General features: G+C 67.6%; 17 protein-coding genes. 9 read left to right on the top strand and 8 right to left on the bottom strand.

What is annotated here, in order from left to right:
• Nucleotides 1–227 precede the first annotated feature (227 nt).
• The 6 genes from ACYVF6_RS43140 to ACYVF6_RS43115 all read left to right on the top strand — a co-directional run bounded on the left by ACYVF6_RS43140 (nt 228) and on the right by ACYVF6_RS43115 (nt 7,722).
• Entirely contained in the window at nt 228–1,976 is a 1,749-nt protein-coding gene (locus ACYVF6_RS43140) for a glycoside hydrolase family 6 protein (RefSeq protein ID WP_460531852.1), read from the top strand.
• A gap of 257 nt (nt 1,977–2,233) precedes the next feature.
• Nucleotides 2,234–3,538 carry an ABC transporter substrate-binding protein gene (locus ACYVF6_RS43135; RefSeq protein WP_460531849.1) on the top strand — a complete coding sequence of 435 codons (1,305 nt, stop codon included), beginning with the start codon at nt 2,234–2,236 and terminating at the stop codon, nt 3,536–3,538.
• 29 nt (nt 3,539–3,567) lie between these two features.
• Nucleotides 3,568–4,479, top strand: a complete 912-nt coding sequence (locus ACYVF6_RS43130; RefSeq protein ID WP_460531846.1) for a carbohydrate ABC transporter permease — start codon at nt 3,568–3,570, stop codon at nt 4,477–4,479.
• A gap of 27 nt (nt 4,480–4,506) precedes the next feature.
• Nucleotides 4,507–5,391, top strand: coding sequence for a carbohydrate ABC transporter permease (locus tag ACYVF6_RS43125; RefSeq protein WP_460531843.1), 885 nt, complete (start codon nt 4,507–4,509; stop codon nt 5,389–5,391).
• A gap of 180 nt (nt 5,392–5,571) precedes the next feature.
• On the top strand, nt 5,572–6,339 hold the full coding sequence (locus ACYVF6_RS43120) for a CDP-alcohol phosphatidyltransferase family protein (protein WP_460531840.1): 768 nt from the start codon (nt 5,572–5,574) through the stop codon (nt 6,337–6,339).
• 333 nt (nt 6,340–6,672) lie between these two features.
• Entirely contained in the window at nt 6,673–7,722 is a 1,050-nt protein-coding gene (locus tag ACYVF6_RS43115; RefSeq protein WP_460531837.1) for an ABC transporter substrate-binding protein, read from the top strand.
• Here the strand turns inward: ACYVF6_RS43115 and ACYVF6_RS43110 are convergent.
• Nucleotides 7,715–8,611 (bottom strand): LLM class oxidoreductase, encoded by an 897-nt coding sequence (locus ACYVF6_RS43110; RefSeq protein WP_460531833.1) that lies wholly within the window; start codon nt 8,609–8,611, stop codon nt 7,715–7,717. The two genes, ACYVF6_RS43115 and ACYVF6_RS43110, sit on opposite strands and share 8 nt — an antisense overlap.
• Nucleotides 8,612–8,707: 96 nt before the next feature.
• Between ACYVF6_RS43110 and ACYVF6_RS43105 the strand changes: the two genes are divergently transcribed.
• A complete protein-coding gene (locus ACYVF6_RS43105; protein ID WP_460531830.1) occupies nt 8,708–9,340 on the top strand; it encodes a TetR/AcrR family transcriptional regulator in 633 nt (210 codons plus the stop codon).
• Between the two features lie 164 nt (nt 9,341–9,504).
• On the opposite strand, the gene ACYVF6_RS43100 is transcribed toward ACYVF6_RS43105, so the two are convergent.
• The 3 genes from ACYVF6_RS43100 to ACYVF6_RS43090 form a co-directional block, all read right to left on the bottom strand.
• Nucleotides 9,505–10,143: a DNA-3-methyladenine glycosylase gene (locus ACYVF6_RS43100; RefSeq protein WP_460531827.1), complete on the bottom strand. Its 639-nt coding sequence runs from the start codon at nt 10,141–10,143 to the stop codon at nt 9,505–9,507.
• Between the two features lie 62 nt (nt 10,144–10,205).
• Complete coding sequence (locus tag ACYVF6_RS43095) at nt 10,206–11,120, bottom strand: LLM class oxidoreductase (RefSeq protein WP_460531824.1); 915 nt, start codon at nt 11,118–11,120, stop codon at nt 10,206–10,208.
• Nucleotides 11,117–12,046 carry an LLM class oxidoreductase gene (locus tag ACYVF6_RS43090; protein WP_460531821.1) on the bottom strand — a complete coding sequence of 310 codons (930 nt, stop codon included), beginning with the start codon at nt 12,044–12,046 and terminating at the stop codon, nt 11,117–11,119. Before ACYVF6_RS43090 ends, ACYVF6_RS43095 begins: the two co-directional genes overlap by 4 nt.
• A 139-nt stretch (nt 12,047–12,185) precedes the next feature.
• On the opposite strand from ACYVF6_RS43090, the gene ACYVF6_RS43085 reads away from it, so the two are divergent.
• On the top strand, nt 12,186–12,731 hold the full coding sequence (locus ACYVF6_RS43085) for a TetR/AcrR family transcriptional regulator (protein WP_460531818.1): 546 nt from the start codon (nt 12,186–12,188) through the stop codon (nt 12,729–12,731).
• Nucleotides 12,732–12,795: 64 nt separating this feature from the next.
• Nucleotides 12,796–14,193, top strand: coding sequence for a serine hydrolase (locus tag ACYVF6_RS43080; protein WP_460531898.1), 1,398 nt, complete (start codon nt 12,796–12,798; stop codon nt 14,191–14,193).
• Between the two features lie 7 nt (nt 14,194–14,200).
• On the opposite strand, the gene ACYVF6_RS43075 is transcribed toward ACYVF6_RS43080, so the two are convergent.
• The 4 genes from ACYVF6_RS43075 to ACYVF6_RS43060 all read right to left on the bottom strand — a co-directional run bounded on the left by ACYVF6_RS43075 (nt 14,201) and on the right by ACYVF6_RS43060 (nt 19,508).
• A complete protein-coding gene (locus ACYVF6_RS43075) occupies nt 14,201–14,863 on the bottom strand; it encodes a sulfotransferase family protein (RefSeq protein ID WP_460531816.1) in 663 nt (220 codons plus the stop codon).
• Entirely contained in the window at nt 14,815–16,164 is a 1,350-nt protein-coding gene (locus ACYVF6_RS43070) for a cytochrome P450 (protein WP_460531813.1), read from the bottom strand. The genes ACYVF6_RS43075 and ACYVF6_RS43070 overlap by 49 nt, the downstream gene beginning before the upstream one ends.
• Nucleotides 16,158–18,821: an alpha-hydroxy-acid oxidizing protein gene (locus ACYVF6_RS43065; RefSeq protein WP_460531810.1), complete on the bottom strand. Its 2,664-nt coding sequence runs from the start codon at nt 18,819–18,821 to the stop codon at nt 16,158–16,160. The genes ACYVF6_RS43070 and ACYVF6_RS43065 overlap by 7 nt, the downstream gene beginning before the upstream one ends.
• A gap of 66 nt (nt 18,822–18,887) precedes the next feature.
• Nucleotides 18,888–19,508 carry a sigma-70 family RNA polymerase sigma factor family protein gene (locus ACYVF6_RS43060; protein ID WP_460531807.1) on the bottom strand — a complete coding sequence of 207 codons (621 nt, stop codon included), beginning with the start codon at nt 19,506–19,508 and terminating at the stop codon, nt 18,888–18,890.
• Nucleotides 19,509–19,560 lie beyond the last annotated feature (52 nt).

Raw genomic sequence — 19,560 nt, 5'->3', positions numbered from 1 at the left:
ACGATTGATTCCGCCCGATCGATACCGGATTTCCGGCAGGGACGTGGGTCCTGTGTAACAACCTCTTTACAGCCTGCCGCCGACAGGTCTATGGTGCGGGTGGGAGCGCTCCCACGATTTGTCTACGCAGCATCTCCGCACCTCATCCAGCACTTCCTAAATGCCGTGGTCCGGTACGGGCTGTTTGCCCGGCCGCCCGCGTTCTGTGTCCGAGAGGAGAAACCCAGATGGGTCTTCGCTCCGCCCCCGGAGGTAGTGGCACCAGCCTCCGGCGTGGGGTCGTCGCGGTCGCTACAGCCCTGGTTCTGTGCGTCGTGATGGCCGGTGTCGTGGCCAATCAGGCCAGCGCGGCGCCTGGTTGCCGGGTCGACTACGCCGTCAACCAATGGAATACCGGCTTCACCGCCAACATCACCCTCACCAACGTCGGTGACCCGGTCACCAGTTGGCAGCTGGGGTGGACGTTCGCCGGCAACCAGCAGATCACTCAGAGCTGGAGTAGCAGCTACACCCAGACCGGCCAGCAGGTCATGCTGGCCAACGCCGCATGGAACGGCAGTCTCGGCACGAACGCGAGCACCACCATGGGCTTCAACGCCAACTACTCCGGCACCAACGCGACTCCCTCGCAGTTCACGCTGAACGGCGCGGTCTGCACAGGCCAGCCCGACCCGACGAGCACGCCGACGGTGACGCCGACGACACCGACGTCGACGCCGACCACACCCGCGCCGGGCAACCGCCTGAACAATCCGTACCAGGGCGCGCGGCCATACGTGAACCCCGAATGGTCCGTTCAGGCCGCAGCCGAGTCCGGCGGCAGCCGGATCTCCAACCAGCCGACGGGTGTCTGGCTCGACCGGATCGCCGCCATCAACGGCGTCAACGGCGGCATGGGAGTGGCCGCTCACCTGGACCGAGCGGTGTCGCAGGGCGCGACCCTCGTCCAGTTCGTCATCTACGACCTGCCGGGCCGCGACTGTTCGGCGCTCGCCTCCAACGGTGAGCTCGGCCCGACCGAGATCGACCGGTACAAGACGCAGTACATCGACCCGATCGCGGCGATCCTGGCCAGGCCGGCGTACGCGAACCTGCGGATCGTGCTGATCGTCGAGATCGACTCGCTGCCGAACCTCGTCACCAACACCGGCAGCAGCGCGGGTGCGACGGCGATGTGCAACACGATGCAGCAGAACGGCAACTACCAGGCCGGCATCGCGTACGCCCTGCAGAAGTTCGGCGCGATCCCGAACGTCTACAACTACCTCGACGCCGGTCACCACGCATGGCTCGGCTGGGACACCAACTTCGCTCCGACCGCCAACCTGATGGCTCAGACCGCGCGGCAGTCCGGGAACATCAACAACGTGCACGGGTTCATCACCAACACGGCGAACTACTCGGCACTGCAGGAGCCCTACTTCACCATCAACAGCACGGTGAACGGAACGTCGATCCGGCAGTCGAGCTGGGTGGACTGGAACCAGTACGTCGACGAGCTGTCGTTCGCTCAGGGGTTCCGCAACCAGCTGGTGTCGTCCGGCTTCGACTCCAACATCGGCATGTTGATCGACACCTCTCGTAACGGTTGGGGCGGTTCGGCGCGTCCGACCGGTCCGGGACCGATGACCGACGTCAACGCGTTCGTCAACGGTGGCAGGATCGACCGCAGGATCCACGCCGGCAACTGGTGCAACCAGTCCGGTGCGGGCCTCGGCGAGCGGCCGCGTTCGGCGCCGGCTTCCGGCATCGACGCGTACGTCTGGATCAAGCCGCCGGGCGAGTCTGACGGCTCGAGCACGGCGATCGCCAACGACGAGGGCAAGGGCTTCGACCGGATGTGCGACCCGACGTACACCGGCAACGCCCGCAACGGGAACAGCATGTCCGGCGCGCTTCCGAACGCTCCGCTGTCCGGGCACTGGTTCTCGGCGCAATTCCAGCAGCTGATGCAAAACGCCAACCCGGCGCTATAGGAAATAGCCGCGGGGCTGACTGATTAGCGATCCGAGGGCTATCCGAGACGACAAATCCCGGATAGCCCTCGGCTGCTGTCAAGGCCGCTATCCAGTACTGCCAGGACCGCAATGCCTTTTTCCAGGGGTAACCCGGACCCCGAAAATTTCGGAAATGTCCGAACCAGGTCACCCGGCTGGTCAGTTATGCGGGCCGGTCCTACGGTATGGACCATGCGGCCGTCGTTGGGACTTCGTAGGGAATGCCAATGCCGTCAATGAGCAGAAGGACGCTGTTGAAAGGCGCCGTGGCCGGCGGGCTCGGCCTGTCGGGCGGTTCATTGCTGTCAGGTTGCGGCAGTGGCAGTGGAAGCGGCAAGAAACGCCTGCAGTTCTGGGCGTTCACCGACACGCGGATTGCGTGGCAGAAGAAGGCGTTCGAGCTCTACAAGAAAGAGACGGGCGCCGACTTCGAGATCGACTGGATCATCTTCCCGTACCAGCAGATGCACGACAAGCTTCTGGTGACGGCGCAGGGTGGGTCCGGCGGGCCGGATATCGTCGACGTCGAGATCAGTCAGTTCGCCAGGTTCATCAAGGGCGACGTGCTGTTCGTGGACCTCAAACCGAAGTTGACCGAGATGGGGGAATGGGAGAACTTCTACCACGCTTCGGCGACCGACCCCTGGTCCTGGCAGGGCAAGACGTACGGCATCGGCAACGAGCTCAACGCGTGCCTTTTGAGCTATCGCCACGACGTCTGGGAGAAGGCCGGCGTCAGCGCCGAGATCACCTCGCACGACCAGTTCGTCGAAGAGGCCAAGCGCTTCCACGCCGACACCGGCAACTACCTGATCGACCAGGCGTACACCGGCTGGTCCGACTGGTGGATGCTCGCGCTGCAGCAGAAGGGCGGCTTCTTCAACGGCGAAGGGAAACCGACGCTCAACAACGAGGCCGGCATCCGCACGCTGGAGTACATGCAGCGGTCGATCAAGGACGGCTGGTCGACGCTGCGCCCGCTCGGCCAAGCCTACAACGTCGCACTCGAACAGGGTCAGATCGCTTCCCTGCAAGGACCTTCGTGGCAGTTCAGTGGCTTCGTCCAGCAGAACCTGCCGAAGACCAAGGGCAAGTGGCGCCTGATGCCGATGCCCGCCTGGGCCGAAGGCGGCGGCTCGCGGACGGCGACCTGGGGCGGCACCGGCGTATCGGTGTCGAAGCTCAGCGACCACGTCGAGGAGGCCGTCGACTTCGTGGCGTGGGAGCACGCCAACACCGAGGCCGTACTCTTCGACTTCGCCGAACGCCAGGTCTGGCCGACGTATCGCCCGGCGTTCGAGGATCCCAAGCTGACCGAGCCGCTGGAGTTCTTCGACAAACAGGAGGTCGGCTCGATCATCCGTGAGGTCTCACCGGAGATCAACCCGGCCTACAACTCGCCGTTCTGGCCGGAAACCACCGACGCATGCGTCCGGATCGGCCTGACACCGGCGATGCAGAACACCGGAACGGCGCCCCAGCGGGCGTTGACCGACGCGCAGTCCGAAGCGGAGAACATCATCGACTTCGAGACGGCATAGCTACCCGCAGGAGACCTGGAGGATTCACAATGTCGGTGAACGTTGCGCCGGTCCGGGACTGGTGGTGGCGCCGTCAGCGAAAACTCTCGCCGTACTTGTTCATCGCGCCCTTCTTCGTGCTGTTCCTCATCTTCGGGCTGTACCCGATCGTCTACTCGCTCGTGCTCAGCTTCACCAAGGGGTTCGGCTTCGACGAGCGGAGCTTCTTCGGGCTGGGCAACTACGTCCACCTGCTGTCCGATGCCCGCTTCGGCATGGCGATGCGGAACACGACGTTCTACGCACTCGGGAGCATCTTCCTGATCGGTGGGCTCTCACTGCTGCTCGCGCTCGCGATCCACTCGAAGTTCGTACGGTGGAAGGGTTTCTACCGCGCGGCGTTCTTCTTCCCGGTGCTCACCTCCGAGGTGGTCATCACCGTCATCGCGAGCCGCATCCTCGACGAGGACTTCGGGCTGCTGAACACCGGGCTCGGGTGGATCGGCGTCGGGCCGTTCGGCTGGCTGACGGACACCAAGCTGGTGATGTTCGCGATCGTCCTGATCGGCATCTGGACCTGGACCGGCATCAACGCGCTGTTCTGGATGGCCGGCCTGAACGGAATCGACCAGGACTACTACGAAGCAGCTGAGATCGACGGTGCCAGCAAGTGGCAGCAGTTCTGGTACATCACGGCCCCGTTGTTGCGGCCGATCGCGTTGTTCGTCGTACTGCAGGCGATCATCGGCTCGTACAACCTGTTCGCGTTGCCGCTGCTGCTCACCGGCGGTGGCCCGTCGGATGCCTCGCTGACGGTGACGCTGTACATCTACAACCAGGGATTCCAGTTCTTCAACGTTGGCTACGCGAGCGCGATCGCCTATGTCATGACGCTCTTCCTGCTCGTCGTCGCGTGGATCAACATCCGGTTCTTCGGCGGCTGGGCGGCGCCAGGTGAATAGCGACGCTGCTGCGAAAGGTGAATGAAGATGGCCACCGTCACCAAGACCGAGCCGAGCGTCAGCACGCCGCCGCCGTCGCGCCCGCGGATCAGGCGAGGCTGGCTCGTCGGGTTCGTCGTCGTCAACGTCATCCTGATCGGCGGGGTGCTGCTCGAGGTCCTGCCGTACCTCTACATGGCGTTCGGTGCGTTCAAGGTGAACGACGAGATCTTCGGCGAGCCGATCACGCTGTTCCCACGTACCTGGACCGCGGAGAACATGACCGCGCTCGTCCAGGGGTTCCCGCTGCTGCGCTGGGCCTTCAACACGGCCGTCGTGTCGATCGTCGGCACGGTGCTGGCGGTGCTCCTCGCCTCGCTGGCGGGGTTCGCGTTCGCCAAGCACGAGTTCAGGTTCAAGAAGAGCCTGCTGACCATCATGCTGGTGACGATCCTGCTGCCCAGCCAGGTGCTGCTGGTCCCGCAGTTCCAGATCATGCGGGCGTTCGACTGGTTCAACACCTACGAAGGCCTGATCATCCCGCGGGCGGTGACAGCGTTCGGCATCATCCTGATGCGGCAGTACATCCTCGCGATCCCCAACGAACTGCTGGACGCGGCGCGGGTGGATGGCGCGACGGAGTTCGGCATCTGGTGGCGGATCATCGTGCCGCTCGTGCGCCCGGGCGTGGCCGTGCTCGGCATCCTGACGTTCCTCGGCCTCTGGAACGACTTCTTCTGGCCGCTGATCATCACGACCGAGCCGAACATGTTCGTGATCAACCTGGGCATCTCGTCGCTGATCGGACCGTACGACTTCAGATACGGCATGCTGCTGTCCGGCGCACTGCTGGCCTCCCTGCCGGTGATCGTGGCGTTCCTCTTCTTCCAGCGCCAGTTCGTGTCCGGCCTGACCAGGGGAGCACTCAAGTAGCGGCGGATTGCCCTTGGTGAGGGTGCTCCTCAGCGATCTCGGTATGCAGGACCCTTGAGAGGAAGTCACAAACCAACGGGAGGCACCGAGGCCCGGGAGCGCGTCCTCTAGCCTGTACGACTGTCGTGAGACTGATATCCAGCCTCAACGAGCGACGAAGGCAGCTGGAGGGAGTCGATCATGGTTGCTGCTCCGGGCCTGGCGGAGCTGCGTGAAGTCTGTCAGCCAGCCGCCAAGCTGCAGAGCCGTAACGGCGAGCATTGGGCGGGTCGGCTCTACATGCGGGGCATCTCTTTGCGCATGACCCGACAACTGGTGCGCACCCGAGTCTCTCCGGACACGCTGACCTGGACCATGGTTCTCTGCGGTATCGGCGCGGGCGGCGTCTTGCTCATTCCGGGATTGATCGGTGCGGTCCTGGCCGCCTTGCTCTTTCAGCTGTTCCTGCTGTTCGACTGCGCAGACGGTGAGGTCGCGCGGTGGAGGGGCCAGAACAGCGCCACTGGCATCTATGTCGATCGGCTCGGCGCCTACCTGGCTGACGCCGCTCTCATGGCCGGAGCCGGCTTCCGAGCCGCCCAGACCGGAGGCAACATCTGGGTCTCGATCGGCCTGGCAGCCGCACTGGGCGTCGTACTGCTCAAAGCATCGACCGACCTGGTCGACGTGGCCCGTGCGCGCCGTGGACTGGCACCCGCCGACGATGAAGCCGCCCGCCCTCGATCGCAGGGCATCGCCATCGCCCGCCGGCTAGCCTCTGCGCTCAAGGTTCACCGCCTCACCAACGGTATCGAGGCATCCCTGGTACTGCTTGTCGCGGCGTTCGCAGACACGCTGACGCACAGCGGCACGCCCACGCGAGCTGTCGTTGCCGGCTTGGCAGCAGTTACCTGGGTCATGGTCGTGGCTCACCTTGCTTCGATCCTCTCCTCGTCCCGGCTTCGCTGACAAAGACAGATTTGTCTCCACTGCGAATGCGTTGCAGTCGGGGATCGCAGCAGAAGAGGTGCTCGCACCCGGGCGCGCCGAAGAGTTGTAGGGGAGCGGGAGACCAGTTCGATGCGTGATCACCGGTGATGCGCATAGTCGCGGCGAAATGTGCGAAGGCCTGCAGTCATCGAGTGCATCGGGCGTTGGGTGGCGCGGCGGTAGCGAAGTAGCCGGCAGGTCAGCCGCGACGGTTGGCCGTGCGGGCAGCTCGGAGCCGATGCGGCACAGGAGATGGTGCGAATCGGGCACCCGATGCTGCGAGCCATAGTTAGGTAAGGCTAGCCTTGTCTCGTGCCTTGGAAGAACACTCACTGGAACCTGAGTCCTGCCGCTCATCCTGGCCCGGCCCTGAGTCGTCGCGGGTTGCTGGCGGCTGCTGCCGGCGCCGGCCTAGTGCTCGCCGGATGCGGCGCGAGCGGGTCCGAGCCGTCGGAGAAATCTGGTGGTTCGGCCACGTCGGCTGAGCCGGCCGGGCCGTGGAGCTTCACCGACGGGCTCGGGCGGACGGTGAAGCTCGACCAGCGCCCGAGTCGGATCGCCGGCTTGACCGACATCGTCGCGGCGTTGTGGAACTTCGGCATCACGCCGGTCGCCGGGTTCGGCTGGACCGCGATGTCGAAGGACGCACAGTTCGAGGGCATGGACCTCACCAAGGTCGCCGAGGTCGGCGGCACGTACGGCGAGATCAACCTCGAGAAGCTCGCCGAGGCCCGCCCGGAGCTGATCGTGACGTCGGTCTACTCCAAGGATCCGAAGACCCTGCTGTACGGCTTCAAGGACGAGGCACAGCTGAAGCAGGTACGCGCGATCGCCCCGGTCGTGGCGATCCCGGTGGTCGGGTCGGCGCTCGACGTACTGAACGAGACCGCCAAGCTCGCCGCCGCGCTCGGCGTCGACCTCGCGGGTGCGCACGTCACGAAGTCGAAGCGCGACTTCGAGCAGGCCGGTCAGGCGCTGAGGGCGGCGGGCAACAAGAACCTGAAGGTGATGTGCCTCGCGGCGTACGCCAACGAGATCTACCTCGCCAAGGCGCCGGACGAGCCGCGGATGCTGTACTACCAGAGCCTCGGCGTCGACTTCGTGAAGCCGGGCGGCAAGGACTACTACTGGGAGAAGATCAGCTGGGAGCAGGTCGACAAGTATCCAGCTGACGTCATCCTCTACTCGCTGCGCGCCATGGGCCCGGCGGGCCTTTCGAAGCAGCCGACGTTCGCGGAGTTGCCCGCGGTCAAGGCCGGCCAGCTCTATCCGTGGAAGTACGGCTCGCTGGACTACGTCGCCCAGGCCGCGATCATGGCCGAGCTGGCCGGCTTCCTGTCCAGGTCCAAGGTCGTCACTTAGCCAACGTCGCGAGCAGGTCCAGCGTGCGCCGCTGGTCTGCCGCCGAGCCGACCAGCCCGGCGGCGACGTCGGTGGCGCCGGCGTCGAACAGGCGGCGAAGGCCCTGTTCCACAGTGGCTTCGTCGCCGATCAGGCAGACGTCGACGACCTCGGTGAGGCCTTCGCGTTCGAGAACGCCGCGGTAGCTCGGGAGCTGCGCGGCCATTCCGTACGCGTTGTTCACCTTGTCACGTACGCCGCCGGGGTTGTCGGTCACGGCGATGGGGAGGCCGGTGAGGATCCTCGGCGCCGGGCGGCCGGCGGCGGCCTTGGTGATGCTGGGGACGACGTACTCCGCGAGCGTGCGCGGGCCGGTCCATGCCGTCTGGATGCCGTCGGCCTGCTCGCCGGCGATGCGCAGCATGTGCGGCCCGTGCGCGGCGATCAGCAACGGCGGGGCGGTGGCGCCGGGCACCGCGACCGTGCCGTTCGCCTTCAACGTCTGACCTTCGTACACGACCGCCTCGCCGTGCAGTGCCGGTTGCAGAACCTTGACGTACTCCCTGATGTGCCGCGCGGGCTTGTCGTAGGAGTAGCCGAAGTGGCCTTCGACCAACAGCTGGTGGCTGGCGCCGATGCCGAGCGTCAGGCGGTTGCCGGTGAGCGCCTGGACGGTCAGCGCGCGGGCGGCGAGTGTCAGCGGGTGATGGGGGTACGTCGTCACGACCGACGTGCCGAGCTCGATGCCGGGCACGGCCTGCCCGAGTGCGGCGAGCGTGGTCAGCGCGTCCCAACTCAGGTGGTCGCCCATCCAGACGCCGGTGAGGCCGGCTTCGGCCGCGGCGCGCGTCTTCGCAACGAGGTCGTCGAGCGACTGGCCGCGCTCGTCCAGTAGAAGTGAGAGTCGCATGGGAGGTCTCCTGGGTAAGTGGAAGAATAAGCTCCGGTTACTCAGTGACCGTACAGTAAGCGGACGAAAAACGTCCACTTATCGCGGAGGTTTCTTTTGGAACGCCCACTGCGGGCCGATGCCCAGCGCAACCGAGGGCAGATCATCGAGGCGGCGCTGACACTGTTCGCCGAGCAGGGCATCAACGCGCCGATGGAAGAGGTCGCACGCCGGGCGGGCGTGGGGGTCGGCACGTTGTACCGCCGCTTCCCGGATCGGGACGCCCTGATCTACGCGGTCGCGGTGGAGGCGATGCGCCGACTGGCCTCGCTGGCGCGAACCGCGTGGGAGGCATCGTCCGACCCGTGGGACGCGCTGGTCCGGTACGTCCGCGGCTGCGCGGAACTCCGTCCGGGATCCCTCCAGACCGGCCTCGACCCCCGCCTCCACGACGCGATCCGCCAGGACCCGGAACTGGCGGGCGAACGAGCCGAACTGATGGACCTGCTGGGCCGCATGGTGTCGGGCGCACAAGCCGCGGGCGTCCTGCGTGCCGACGTCGGGCCGGGCGACATCATGCTGCTGATCACCCAGCTGACCGGCCTGCTGCCCGACCTCCCAGGACCGATGGTCGACCTGCTGCCCAGCCGCTACCTGGAACTGATGCTCGCCGGCCTCCGCGCCACCGACGCCCCACCCCTGCCCGGCACCCCCATCTCAGGCGAACGCCTGGCCAACCGCCGCGGCTGACCTGCCGGCAATTTCGCTACCGCCGCGCCACCCAACGCCCGATGCACTCGATGACACCAGGCCTTCGCCGATCGCACTCCTCCGAAGCACGGAACTCCAGCGCACCCCGATCTCGGCCCCACCTCCTGTGCCGCATCGGCTCCGATTGGGGCGCCAGGCCGGGGCTACGAGGTGTGCTCGCAACCGGCCGCGCGCATCAGGTCCGCCATCGCCGCCGGCTTGACGAAGAAGCGCCACGGCCGGTCGGAGCCTGCACGGGCTTTGTTGATCCCGACTCGCTCGGCGGTTCGGATCTGCTGCGCCGCGACGCGTACGCCGTGGTCCTCCAGGAACAGCTCGTCGCCGCACAGGTCGGTGCCGTACTGATCTCGGGTGATCTGGAACGACTTGCACAGCTTGCCGGGGGAGTTGGCCAGGGTGTTCGCCGGCCTCGGCTGGTCCCACTGGGAGGCCATCACGTCCACGCCCTCCAGCGGTACGACACCGCGGACGAAGACGACGTCCGGTATGCCCTCCAGGTTCACCACCGCGGCGAACTGGTGCCACATCCCGTAGATCAGGTAGACGTACGCCCGCCCACCGGTCTGCCACATCACCTCACTGCGCGAGGTGCGCTTGTTGCCGTGATGCACGCCGTCGGCGAAGGCCGGGTAGGCCTCCACGTCACAGATCACGCCGGAAACCCGGCCCAGCTCCGTCTGGTGCACCAGCATCTTCCCCAGGAAGGCGCGCACCACCTCGACCGCCGGCGCCAGGTAGAAGGCCTGCTCGAGCCTGCGGCTCTCCCGTGGACACGTACTCACAACCGCTCATCTTGCCCGATCCCCGATCCCCGATCACCGCAGCGCGGACGCGCGCGCCCAAATCAGCTCAGCAGGGCGGGCGCGAGGCGTTCGAGCTGGTCGACCGCCTCCGCGACGCTGGAGTTCTCGGTCGCCGGGCTGACGAGGACGTGGTCGGCGCCGGCGGCGAGTTGCGCCTGGACGCGGTTGGCGATCGCGCCCTCGTCACCGCAGGCGACGAGGGCGTCGATCACGTTGTCGCGGGCTTGCCCGAGGTCGTCGGCGGTGTAGCCGAAGCGGAGCATGTTCTTGAAGTACGGGGACCTCGGCATCGTGATCGCCATGCCGACGGCGTTGCGGGCGATCTCCCGCGCTCGCCCGGCGTCGGACTCCAGGACGACCGCCTGCTGCGGGATCACGAGCTTGTCCGGCCCCAGCACCTCGCGCGCGAACGCCGTGTGCGCGACCGGCGACATGAACGGGTGCGTGCCGTCCGCACGTTCGCGGGTCAGCTCGAGCATCTTCGGTCCCAGCGACGCGACGATGCGTGGAAACGGCACGGGCGGCGGGTTGGTCGCCGCCTCGGTGTCCATCTGCTCGAAGTGTTCCCGCAGGTGCTCCAGCGGCCGCCACTGCTTGCCGACCTGCTCGGCCTGGAACGCGTGCCCGATCCCGACGCCCAGCACGAACCGGCCTGGGTACGCGTCGGCCAGTGTCGCGCCGCCGGCCTGCATGGTGGCGCCGTGCCTCGAGTTGACGTTGGCGATTCCCGTGCCCACGACGATTCGTGAGGTCGCCGCGAGCAGGACGGCGCTCTTGGCGAACGCCTCCTTGCCGCCGACGCCCTCGCCGATCCAGACCGATCCGTAGCCCAGCCGGTCGAGCCGGACGACCTGCTCGCCCAGCACGTCGAGCGGTGTCTGCAGTCCGAACAGCCACACGCCGATCCTGCCGAGTTGGTTCCGCGTCGCCTCAACGACGTCGACGGGCGATGTCATGCCAGTTCTCCTTGAATCGTCGCGATTTCCCGCCACTCCGCGAGCGGCACCCGTCCGGGATCGGTGGTGAGGACCTGTACGCACACGTGGTCGGCGCCCGCGTCGAGGTGCTCGCGCACGCGCTTGACGATCGCGCCGAGATCGCCGCCGGCCACGATGGCGTCGACGAGCCGGTCGCTTCCGCCTGCGGTCAGGTCGGCGTCGCCGAAGCCGAGCCGGCGCAGGTTGTTGGTCTGGTGCTCGGCCAGGCCGAGGTAGCCGCCGACGTGCTGCCGGGCCACCTCTCGCACCTCGGTCGGATCGGACGACAGCACGACGGCCTGCTCGACCGCCAGCAGCGGACCCGCGCCCAGTTGCGCGCGGGCACGCGCGGTGTGCTCGACCGGAACGAAGTACGGGTGCGCGCCCCACGTCCGTGAGGCCGCCAGATCCAGCAGTTTCGGGCCCAGCGCCGCCAGCACTCGAGGCGACGGCGAGGCCGGCGCGGGCGCGACGCCCTGCAGGGCGGCCGAGTCCATCGCGTCGAGATAGGCGCGCATGTCGGTCAGCGGGCCCTTGGAGCCGGGCCTGGCCAGGTGCTCGAAGCCCGGCGACACGGGCTGGGTTCGCGTCCGGTGCCCGCCGAGGCCGAGGACGAACCGGCCTGGATACGCCTCGGCCAGCGAGCGCTCCGCGGCGGCCAGCGAGAACGCCGTGCGCAGGAAGATGTTCGCGATCCCGGTCGCCACCACCGTGCGCCGGGTGGCCGCCAGCAGGAAGGCTGCCTGAGTGAGGGCGTCGCGGCCGAACGCCTCACCGAACCAGATCGTGCCGTAGCCGAGCTCGTCGAGCTCGGCCGCCGTTTCGGTGAGCCGGCCGTGCGGCAAGCCGTCGAACGCGAACGTCCAGATGCCGAGCCGGCCGAGCGATGGTCGTACGGGGGTCATTGGGGATGCCCTTCGGCGAGATAAGCTGAGGTGTCCTCCGGTTACGCCGGCAACCATACGGAGGACCCCTCCGATTTGCAAGAGAGGTCCGGGAGTTTCTTTGCGTGAGCAGACACATACGTCAGGCGAACCCCGTCCGATGCGGGCGGACGCGCGCCGGAACTACGAACGGCTGCTGGCCGAGGCCAGGTCGACGTTCACCGAGCAGGGCGCCGACGCGTCGCTGGAGGAGATCGCCCGGCGCGCGGGCGTCGGCATCGGCACGCTCTACCGGCACTTCCCGACCCGCGAGGCACTGCTCGACGCACTGCTCCGCGACCGGTTCGACGGCCTGTGCGAGCTCGCCCAGAAACTCCTGGCGACGGATCCACCCGACCAGGCGATGCTGACCTGGCTGCACGCGCTCGTCGAGAACGCCAACACCTATCGCGGGCTCACCGGCCAGCTGGTGTCGACGTTGAACGATCCGGAGTCGGAGCTCTACGCGTCCTGCCACGCGATGCGGGAGGCGGCGACGCAGCTGTTCGAGCGCGCCAAGCAAGCAGGGCTGGTACGCGCTGAGGTCAGAGGTCCGGACGTGTTCCTGCTCGCGCACGCCGTGGCATGGGCGGCGGAACAGGTGCCTGGCGACACCGGTGCGACGGACCGGCTGCTCGAGCTGATGTGGGCCGCCCTGCGCGCGTAGGACGGGCCGCATGGGTTGAGGGTGGCCGGCCGGGCAGGCATGGGATGATCGCTCGGTGAGACGGATGGCGATGGCGTTCGGGATGGCCTTGTTGCTCGCGGTTTCGGCCTGCCAGCAGCCGCAGACCGGCAGCGGATCGGAGAACCCGCCGAAAGCAGAGGACCCAGGGCGGGCGAGCATCGAGGCGACGTCCGAGGCGCGGACTCCGTCGCCGAGTCCCACGCCGGCCAAGGCCCCGCCTTCCAAGGCCCAGTTACGCGAACAGCTCACCAAGGGGCTGCAGAAGGCCGTCGACGAGACCCGTTTCGACAAGGTCAACAGCTTCTCCAAGTCCGACCTGCCGGCTGTCGACACCGCCGTCATCCAGCTCGACAAGCAGGGCCGCCCGGTCGCCGCGGCCAACGTGCTGCTGAACGACAAGTACCCCAGCGGCAAGGTCGTCCCGGTCGACGGAAACCTCGCCGCGAAGGGCGTGCACTGGCAGCACTTCGCGGGCGACTGGGGGCAGAGCTCCCGGGTCGACACCATCGGCGACGGCGACGCGAACATCTCGTTCACCTCGCCGTATCCAGCCTCGATCCTCAAGCTGGTGGTCGGTTTCGGCGTGATGCGCCTGGTCGACAGCGGCGAGGTGTCGCTCGACGAGCGCTACACCTACCGTCCCACGTTCAGCACGAGCTTCTGCGGTGGTGGGGGAGAGACCGCGCGGATCCGCGACTGGTTCGACAAGATGATCACAGTCTCCGACAACCACGCGACCTGCGCGATGATCCGGCTGATCCAGCTGCACGGCGCGGTCCGTGCGACCAACTCCGCTTTCCGCAAGCTCGGCTTGACGACGATGCAGTTGGACGGTACGGAGGCCGGCACCGGTCGGCTCTGGCGCGAGATCACGATGACGTCGCTCGACACCGCGCGACTGCTGATGATCGTCAACGGCTCGCCCGGGAAGTTGTGGACCGCGCCGAACGGCAAGCCGGTGGTCGCCGACGAGGTGCTCGGCAAGCAGGCGCGGGAGTTCTTCTACCAGAAACTGTCCGAGCAGGGCCTGAACCAGATGATCTCGACCGCCAACTACTGCGGCCGAACGTATCCCGCGAAGGGGATTCCGCAGCGCGTGCCCGATCGCTGGATCGACAAGGACGACGGCACGGTGGAGGTGAACGGCCGCTACTACGGCGACGACATCCGCTCCTGCAACGCCAAGGCCGAGGTGACGTTCGCCCACAAGACCGGCCTGGTCGCCGACGCCGCGGGTGACGCGGGGATCGTGCGATCGCTGCCGGGCAAGGCTGAACGCAACTACATCGTCGTGGTGTTCACCAACCTCGGCCAGGCCGGCGACCCGAACCGCACGTCGAAGTCAGGCACCTACGGCCCGGCGGTGACCGAACGCCTGGCCATGCTCGGTGCCGCGATCGACAAGCTGGTCACGCAGAACACCGCCGCCGCGGCCGGCTAGCTGGCAGTCAGACACCGCTCTCGGCCAGCCGCGTTCGCACCCTGCCCCAGAACGCGGCCGGGTCGTTGAGGTGCGGGAACTCCTCGTCCGGCACGTCGACGCCGAGGAACTCGCACAGCGGCCCCCAGCCGTCGCCCGGCTCGAACACCAGCAGCCGCTCCGGCGGGATCTCCGCTCGGACCGCCGCGTTGTGCTGCTCGAACGCCCGGATCGCGTGCTCCCGATCGTCGAAGCGGCCACCGAAGAAGCCGTCCCAGATCAGCTTCCGGTGGAACCCGTGCATCGTCATGATTCCCGGGATGTTCTGCCGGGCGACCTCCGCCAGCTCGCTCTCGGTGCCACCGCCGAACAGCTGGTAGATCGTGCCGCGCACGCTGTCGTACCAGCGGGAGGGATCACGGGTGGTCAGGATCAGCTTGGCAGCCGGATAGAACGAGGCCAGCTCGCGCCAGAACGCCGCACCGGGCCAGTCGACGCTCGACGCGTATCCCTCGAAGACGGCGTTCCAGTCGACTGGCTCGCCCTCGGCGCCGGCGACCCACTGGGCCAGCCGGTCCTTGTGGTCGAGCACGTGCCGGCCGTGGAAACAGGGCCCGAAGCCCAGCGTCTCCAGCGCCGCCTTCAGCGAGAGCGTTCCGGTCCGGCCGACACCGACTCCGATGACCTCCATGCGACCCCTTCCCGGTCGAAGTACGTAGCTGCCAGCCGTTGCCGGCGAGCGTCGATGACCATGTACGTCCCGAGCACCAACTGCACGACACTGCGCCAGACGTCCTCCCAGCGATCGCGGATCCGCAGGTACGCCAGCAACCGCCCGCGCCGTCCCGCGTTCACCGGGCACGTACGCGCCACGAGCAGGCATGGTCCCCGGTTGGGGATCGACCGGGTGTGCTCGGCCGTCGACGCGAGCTCGAACCGGCGCAGCACCTCGCGCGCCACGATCTCCATCATCAACGGTGCCACCCCTCGCGCCGGGCAGGGCCGGTTCGCCGTTACCCCGAAGGGGATGTGGTGGGCGTCGCGCGCCGACAAGGTCTCCCAACGCGACGGGTCGAAGCGCTCCGGCTCGCTGAATCCAGCGCTGTGGTACGCGGGATAGTTGAAGCACAGCACGGATCCCCTGGGCAGGGTCGTACGCGCGTCGACAACGATGTCGTCTGTGGTGATGCGATGCGCGACACCGAACAACGGGAAGCACCGCATCGTCTCGTCGATCACGTGGCCGGCGTACGCGCCGCTGACCTCCGACGCCGCGAAGCGCTCCTGCACGGCGGTGTGCTGCGCGAGCGCCAGCAGGAGGTGGGTCATCGCCTCCGACATCTGTACGACCGCGGTGTTGAAGAACGCGCCCTGCAAGTACCACGCCTGTTCTTCCGCCGAAAGCGAGCCAGGCAAGGGATGCACGGTGTCCGTGAGCCGCGAGCGCAGGTAGCGCGTCAGCCGGTCCCGTTTGCGCAGGTGCCGCAGCCCGCAGCACTTCAACGCCGTGATGACGTCGTTGGCGTTCGCGACGATCAGCGCCCGCGCGTGGGCCGGGCAGCGTTCGCCGAACACCAGCTCGTACGACACTTCCGCCCAGATCGGCATCATCAGGTCGCGCAGCCGGACCAGCCGGAGGTCGCGGACATCGAGCTCGTCGAGCACCGAACGTGCGACGCGTTCGGTCAGCTCCGCCACGTCCGGCCGGGGCCGGGCGAGGAAGCGCCGGGTGGCCCGCGCGGCCTCGTCGTAGCGCGGCCCGGCTTCCAGGTGCTCCTGGTGCACCTGCGGACCCGGCGCCAGCCAGTACCAGAAGAGATCCGACAGCCCGGCGCCCGCACTACGCCCGTTGGCCGCCGGATGTTCGTAGACCGCGCGGAACTGGTCGACGCCGACCAGTGGCCCGGGTATGGGGATCCCCTCCGGTCCGTTGACGGCGGCGAAGATGCGTGTCCGCAGGCCGATCACCGCCTGCGGCAACCGGCTCACCATGGGTTGTTCCGCACCAGGTCCGGCGTGACGTCGGATGGCGAGCCGGCACCGCACAGCGCCAACGTGTGCTCGAGCTCGGCCTTCAGGATGTCCAGCACGCGCGTCACGCCGCGTTCCCCGTTGGCGGCCAGGCCCCAGATCGCGGGCCGCCCGATCGCAACGGCGTCGGCCCCGAGCGCGAGTGCCTTCACGACGTCGGTGCCACGCCGGATCCCGCCGTCCAGCAGAAGCGGGAGGCTGCCGTTGACCGCCTCGGCGATCAACGGCAGCTGGTCGATCGTCGCGGGTGCGGTGTCGAGCTGGCGCCCGCCGTGGTTGGAGACCAGGATCGCGTCGACTCCGCGATCCACTGCGAGCCTGGCGTCAGCCGGGTGCAGCACACCTTTCAGGACGATCGGCCGGTCCGTCGTCTCGCGCAGCCAGTCGATGTGCCGCCACGAGATCTCCGGAGAGAGGTCCACCTGCCGGACGTGGCCGCCCCGGCCGTCGACCCGGAGGTTCTCGCACTTCAGGTCCGGCGGCAGGTCGTGGAAGTCGTTACGGTCGCCCCGTTCGGCGCGGCCGAGCGCCGCGCTGTCGGTCGTCACGACGAACGCTTTGCAGCCCGCCGACTCCGCGCGCCGGACGATGGCCTCGGTGAACGCGAGGTCGCGCTGGACGTAGAGCTGGAACCACAGGTGCGGGTCGTCGGCGACCTTGCGGGCCTCGGCGGCGATGTCCTCGATCGCGATCGTCGACAGCATCGCCGAGATCAGGATCGTTCCGGTCGCCGCGGCCGCGCGGGCGGTGGCCAGCTCGCCTTCGGGGTGCGCGAGCTTGTGGAACGCGGTGGGGGAGAGCAGGATCGGCGCGCTGGTCTCGCAGCCCAGCACCGTGGACTCGACCGCCGGGGCGCCCGCCCCACGCAGCACGCGAGGCACCAGCGAGAGCCGGCCGAACGCCGACTCGTTGGCGCGTACGGTCACCTCGTCCTGCGCGCCACCCGCGAAGTAGTCGTAATGGACCGGGTTGAGCACCTGCCTGGCCGCCGGCTCGAACTCTCGCACGTTCCAGAACACCGGAGCTGACGCGGGCGCGGCCGCCGCCGGCTCGGTCGTGGGCGCCTGGGTGACCAACTGCCGGGCGATGAACTCACGCAGCGGCCGGCGGTGCTCGTCCTCATCCGTCCAGTCGTTGTCGAGGTTCTCGGCCAGCCGCAGCACGCCGAACAGCTCACCGCGACGGTAGTGGCGGACGACCGGATGCAGATAGCGGTCGTCGTGCTTGTGCACGTCCTCCCACGCCCGGCCCACGGCGATGTCGAACGGGTCGATCGTGTCGTGGCCCTCGCCGTACTCCAGCGTGAACGTGAAGTAGTCGGCCGCCTCCCGGAACGGCCCGGCGTGGACGTACTGGACCGGAACCTCTTCGTAGTAACGCGCCTGGTCGCCGTCGATCGTGATCAGGTCGCTCATGAAGTGGAACTGTTGCCACAGTGCCGACGTGCGGTTGAGCCGAGCGAGTGCGGCGGTCATCAGCGTCTCGGCGTCGACGGGCAGCTCGCAGTACGGCCACGGGACGTCCTCGTACTTCTCGTCGAGGATGTGCGTCAGCGCGCGGATGCCGTAGCGGAAGCCGTGGATGAACGCGCTGGTGTATTTCTTGAAGTCGCGCGACTGGGTGAGCGTGCCGGCGAAGTAGAGGCCGGGGATGTTCACCGACTCCCACTCGTGCGTCAGCTCCGGGAAGCGGTCGCGGATCGTCAGGTTGGGCCGGCAGCGCTCGCCGAAGATCGACGCGTCCATCCGGAATCCCGTGCAGGCGATCACGCGGTCGTAGACGAAGTGCGCGGTGTCGTCGCGACGCAGATAGCTGACCGACACGTCGTACCTGCCGTCGGGTCGCTGCTCGATCCGGTCGATCGTGCAGTCGAGCACGGAGTTCTGCGTCTTCAGCTGGTAGGTGTCGAGGAAGTTGTTGTTGACGGCGCGCAGGTGCCCGATGAAGTGCGTACGCCAGGCGAACTTCAGCGAGCTCGGGCCGGCGATGTGGATGACCGCGGCGTTCTCGTTCAGGTTGTCGGCGGTCTCGAACGCCGAGTTTCCCTTGCCGATCAGCAGGACGCGCTGGTTGGTGAAGCCTTCGGGCTCGACCGGCATCTGGTCGTAGCGCTCACAGCTCTCGATGCCGGGAATCGCCGGAACGTACAGGTCGGTGAAGCCGGTCGCGACGATGACGCGTTTCGCCTGATATGTCCGGCCGGTGTGGTCGGTGACAACGAAGTCGCCTCCGGCGTTCGCGGGCCGGTCGACGTCGACGACCTTCGAGTCGTAGCGGATGCGCAGCGTGTGGGCGGCGGCGAAGTCGTTGAGGTACTGGATGTAGTCGTCGGCCTGCGGGAAGTAGAGCCCGGTGTAGCGGGTGAAGCGGAGCTCGGGATCGTCGCTGAGCAGGGAGTTCCAGTCCCAGCGCAGGTTGAGCTCGGGGTCGTCGAAACCCGTGTTCGGCTTGTTGATCGAGATCATCTGCCGGTGTCTCGGGTACATCCTGAAGAACGTGCCGGCATCGGAGCCCGCCTCGAGGACGAGGTAGTCGCGGCCGGCGCGGTCGAGGAAGTAGCCGAGCTGGAGTCCGGCCGGACCCGCGCCCACAACCAGGTAGTCGACGTTCGTGCCCATCTACACCCCCAGGTCGGATCCCTGCGTGCCAGACGAGTACTCCCACGTATCGCGGGTCCGAACGGTTCACTCACACCCTTGGGGGGTTTCGGTACCTGTGATCCAGGCGAGGTAGCTCCGCACCAGCGCACGTTCCTGCGGGCTCGGACCGGGCTGGTCGGCGGCACCGGACGCGAGCTGGTCGCGCATCGTCCGGCGCGCCCGCTGGAGCAGGCTGTTGGCTGACGGCACGCTGCAGCGCAGCCAAGCCGCCGTCTCCTTCGCCGACCAGCCGAGCACGTCCCGCAGGATCAGCACCACTCGCTGCCGCGCGGGCAACCGGCGGACGAGCAGCAGCATCAGTACCTCGGTTGCCGCCCTGGAGCACGTCGCCGCGTCCGGCTGGACCTCTGCGGGGAGTGCGGGGTCCATGGCCGGCGGCCACCCACGCAGCCGCGGCCGCCGGCTGCGCGACACCAGTTCGTTGCGCCAGGCGTTGTTCGCGATCTGGTACAGCCAGCTGCGGAACGTGGAGCGGTTCTCGAACGCCGGCCAGCCCCGCCAGGCTCGCAGCAGCGTCTCCTGGACCAGATCCTCCGAGTCGTCGTAGGAGCCGAGCAGGCGGAAGCAGTGCGACCAGAGCTCCCGCCGGTGCCGGGAGACCAGGAGGGCGAACGTCGTCTCGTCGCGGATGGCCAGCGTGTCCATGCCTTCGAGGCTCGCGGTAACCAGCCGCCGGGCGCATCACGCGGATTCGTTA

The organism is Flindersiella endophytica, from assembly GCF_054779015.1.
The sequence above is the reverse complement of the archived record's forward strand: the minus strand, read 5'-3'. Positions and strand labels throughout refer to the sequence as shown.